The following is a 3,933-nucleotide window of genomic DNA, read 5'->3' as shown; positions in this document are numbered from 1 at the left end:
TAGGGCAAGGTTGTGTCCGAACAGTATAATCTACGCCTGTGGAGATTGTGTAGGACATATTGGGAAACCCCCACTATGCCACGGTTGATGAATCAGGAAGCCCCTTCTTCAAAACAACCCGAAAGGGTGTTAAGGAGGGGTCATTCACTAAGATGTAAATCTATCGTTTTGGGGTTGACCTGTGTTCTTAGATTGATAGCAAATTATAAATTGCATCTTTCTTAATTTATTCTCACTAGTTGATGTTATAGAAGAAGTGCATGTAACAAAGGAGGGTTATGATGTCTATTCCAACAATTCATCGAAAATATATAGAGCCAATATGCTCGTTACTAGATAAAAAATCGTACGTCTCTCTTTCAGACATTGTAAATGAACTAGAAATTTATCCTTCTCTTGCAACGAAGATTGTTAAAGAAATGCAAAAAGAAAATTATCTTGTTTATTCAAGGAATGAAGGACTAATATATTCCAACCAATTTCATTTTAATATCCGTTGAAAAATACTCAATATCTTTTTCTTTTATAAAATTCGAAAGAACACCCGTGATTTCAATCGTGGGATGGATTTCGAATGTTTGTTCTCGTTTTTGTTGCTATAACTTGAATTTTAGAAAGTACGCTACTGAATCTATTGTCATGCCGGCATGACGTTCATCACCTCGTTAAAAACATTCGATATGAATTTTAAAAATTCCTTGTCTCAATACTTAGGCAAATGTCTAACTCTTGGACAATTGCGGAGCATAATATGTCATCGAGGGAAGAAAAAGGGCTGTCATTAAAGGGGATGTTCTTTTGAAGAATAAAGAGGTATGCACTTTTTGTGAAATGTACTATTGGATAAGACAGCTTTCATCTTTACCAAGGGGCAATTTACCTTTTTTAAATCGAAAATACTGTCCAAAGTGTTATCCTATCGTATTAGAAAAACATACGGACTATTATTTTGAAAGTTAAAAATAAATTAAAACGGTGACTAAGTGATGGATATGAATGGAAATAGAACAAAAAAATACCTTGAATCTTTTTTAGATTGGTGTAACGACATTTTCCCATTGGGAAAGTGTGAAACCGAGGTTTTCAAAACAATTTGATTTAAGAAGTTTAGAGGAATGGGAAGAATCATACCAAGAATTTAAAGGAAAAATACAGGCGGATTTGAAAGAAGACTTTGATCACTATCAAAGGACTAAAGACATTTATAATCAGTGGAATAGACTATATAAGGAATCACTTGCTACTCAAGAAGAAGTTAAATAATCAAATTCCCAGAGTTAACAAAGAATCTCAAAGAAAGCAGGTGAAAACATGAATCCAGAAATAAGAGGCTATATGTATCATCATTATGAAACAGGATATATGCCATATCCTGTTTACGGAACTCATATGGCATACGGATACCCATCGTACTATACTCACTATCATCCTCATCATATGGCTCATCATTTTGGAAGCCCAAGTGGCCCAATGTTTGCCGTGCCCATGGGGGCACCGGTCCGGTACTGGAGTAAGCGTTCTAGAACAGCTTGAAATGGAGTAAACCCAGGGTAACCTGAGTCGGTGAAGCCAGTTTAAGAATAAGCTGGTTTTCCTGGAGCGAGAACCATGCGTGGAGAGGCTCCATGTTAAGCAACTTAGATATTAGAAAACATCCCATAAGAAAAAGGGAGCAATTTCCTTTACAGGACAATTACACCCAGGTTTTTTTAAACTTCCACTTTTCTGTGTCTAGACCACGATGAGTAAAGGTTATTTTTGACGAGTTTCTTCTATAATCTATTAGTTATTATTTTGTCCCCACTTCAATTAAATATGTTAATCGGCCCACATTCATAAGACCCGGGATATCTAAAACTTTCGCCTGCTCGAGATCAAGCCAGTATAAAACGAAATCTTTATACAGCATGGGGATCGTATAATTTACCCGTTTGCTTATTTCGATTTCCGGGTCAAAGGATCCTTGGAAATCCATTTTTGCTTCATATTTTTCCATAAAAATATCATTAAAAATGCTTTGTACGCCCCTTCCAAGCGGACCGTACAACTCAATGAAGCGCCGTCCTACCAATTGTCTTCTTGCAGCTTCAATGACAGTTTGCTCTAACCTCTCCAAATCTTGATCTGTTAATGGAAAATCCCGTGAATAAGATGAATAATTCATTTTTTTCATCCCTTTTCCCTTATCGGATTAAACTCCCTACAGTAAATCCCTTTTCTTTTTTATTGTATTTATAGTTTGTGAAGAATCAGAAACGGGTTTAACCAAATGATCATGGTCTTCATCATGGTGTGCATGCGAGTCTACATATTGATGATCAAACCGCGCATTTATTTCCATTAGCATTTCTTTTACTTGTTGATAATCTTGGTATGAAACATCTCTCATTTGCTTTAATAGAGTACTTCGCTCGGTATCTGTAAATCGAAAAAGTGCTAAATCAAGATGCTCTACGGAATTATGCGATCCAAATTTTTCAAGGTTTAATTCCTGTAAAAGTCGATTAAACTCATTGTTGGTTGGCACAAAGTCGTTCTCTTCTTTTTCTTGTTCGAGGCAATCAATGGGAACAGCTCAGCTAAACGAGACAGCCGCTGTTCTTCCTCTTCGGTGATATGGTGATAATAAAGGCGTTCGTGTTCATCAGCAGCATTTTGGATTACTGGATCAAGTATATTGATAAATTTTTCGATAGCATCCCTAGTCGTTGTAAAAATACGAAAAAGTATTTTTAATTCCTCTATCAAGCCCTGCACCTCCCTTTTTAAACTAAAATCCACTATGTCCATACATTCCCTTTTTAGTAAGTTTTATCTCATAATTTTTCAGAAGATTCTAATCCTTCTATGATGTTGATTCTCATTATCTATATAAATAGTATTATAATTAACTTTTTATAAAAGTTTTCTGAATTATAAGTTGACAATCCACTAATAACACAGGATAATATTTTATAGTTGATAATGATTATCATTATCAACTATAAAATGGAAAGGAGAGATCTTAAATGATTCAATATCTAAGAACGAATCGTTTCGCATCCTACATACTGACAGTACTGCGTCTGTATATTGGATGGCAGTGGCTGCATGCCGGATGGGGGAAAATTTCAGGAGGGTTTGACGCAAGTGGGTTCCTAGCAGGTGCAATTAAGCAGGCAACCGGAGAGCATCCAGCTGTTCAGCCCTGGTGGGCTGATTTTCTGAGTGGATTTGCCATCCACAATGTAGGATTATTCAATGTTTTAGTTCCGTGGGGAGAATTTCTTGTAGGGGTCGGACTTATTTTAGGTACTTTTACTACTTTTGCAGCTTTAATGGGGGCAGTTATGAATTTTTCGTACATGTTCTCAGGAACCACTAGCACGAATCCACAAATGGTTCTTATTGAAATCCTAGTCCTAGTTGCAGGCTTTAATGCTGCGAAAATTGGATTAGACCGCTGGGTTATTCTATTTCTAAAAACCAAGATTCCTCCGGTAAAATTGAAATATACATTAAAAAATACAGCATAATTAAAATTGGAAAAACTTCGGTTAGGATTAATTACAACCTGAATTTTTTATGTATTACTTAAACAGCCAGGGTTAGGCCGTTCAGTTCTGAATAATAGCTATAAATATTGTCTCTTAAAAAATCTAGTCGTTTCATATAAAAATGTATTGAAAATTTTTGGAAGCGAGGTTATTAGATTGTTAGTGTGTAAAAAACATGTGAAGGATGTCCTTAAAAAGTTTGATGTTCCCCATGTTTCCAAACTAAACGAGGTTACATGTACATGTTCAATTTGTAACAAAAATGCGGAAGTGAAAATTTTTTATTCAATGCCATATTCTAGGAAAGACGGAAAATTAACCTAAATACCCCAATAAATCTTAATAGTAATAAACTCTTGCGTTCTAGAAACTCTCATAACCCTTGGGAGACGTAAAA

At 35.6% G+C, this 3,933-nt stretch carries 6 protein-coding genes; 3 read left to right on the top strand and 3 right to left on the bottom strand.

What is annotated here, in order from left to right:
• The first annotated feature begins 281 nt into the window (after positions 1 to 281).
• Together JN080_RS28385 and JN080_RS28380 are read left to right on the top strand one after the other, a co-directional pair.
• A complete protein-coding gene (locus JN080_RS28385; RefSeq protein WP_256239292.1) occupies positions 282 to 500 on the top strand; it encodes a hypothetical protein in 219 nt (72 codons plus the stop codon).
• An 811-nt stretch (positions 501 to 1,311) separates the two neighbouring features.
• Positions 1,312 to 1,533, top strand: coding sequence for a hypothetical protein (locus JN080_RS28380; RefSeq protein ID WP_256239291.1), 222 nt, complete (start codon positions 1,312 to 1,314; stop codon positions 1,531 to 1,533).
• A 256-nt stretch (positions 1,534 to 1,789) separates the two neighbouring features.
• Here JN080_RS28380 and JN080_RS28375 read toward each other — a convergent pair whose 3' ends face one another.
• Genes JN080_RS28375 through JN080_RS28365 form a run of 3 tightly spaced genes read right to left on the bottom strand, consistent with a single transcriptional unit; the run spans position 1,790 to position 2,748 of the window.
• On the bottom strand, positions 1,790 to 2,164 hold the full coding sequence (locus tag JN080_RS28375; RefSeq protein WP_256239290.1) for an encapsulin: 375 nt from the start codon (positions 2,162 to 2,164) through the stop codon (positions 1,790 to 1,792).
• A gap of 36 nt (positions 2,165 to 2,200) precedes the next feature.
• Positions 2,201 to 2,527: an IMEF encapsulin system ferritin-like cargo protein gene (locus tag JN080_RS28370; RefSeq protein ID WP_256239289.1), complete on the bottom strand. Its 327-nt coding sequence runs from the start codon at positions 2,525 to 2,527 to the stop codon at positions 2,201 to 2,203.
• A complete protein-coding gene (locus tag JN080_RS28365) occupies positions 2,485 to 2,748 on the bottom strand; it encodes a hypothetical protein (RefSeq protein ID WP_256239288.1) in 264 nt (87 codons plus the stop codon). The genes JN080_RS28370 and JN080_RS28365 overlap by 43 nt, the downstream gene beginning before the upstream one ends.
• Before the next feature lie 260 nt (positions 2,749 to 3,008).
• Here JN080_RS28365 and JN080_RS28360 point away from each other — a divergent pair, with 260 nt between their 5' ends.
• Positions 3,009 to 3,515, top strand: a complete 507-nt coding sequence (locus JN080_RS28360) for a DoxX family protein (RefSeq protein ID WP_256239287.1) — start codon at positions 3,009 to 3,011, stop codon at positions 3,513 to 3,515.
• Positions 3,516 to 3,933 lie beyond the last annotated feature (418 nt).

It is taken from the genome of Bacillus sp. EB600, from assembly GCF_024494385.1.
Lineage (GTDB): Bacteria > Bacillota > Bacilli > Bacillales > Cytobacillaceae > JAEVLT01.
Note: the sequence above shows the minus strand (reverse complement) of the source record. Positions and strands in the feature narration are given on the sequence as shown.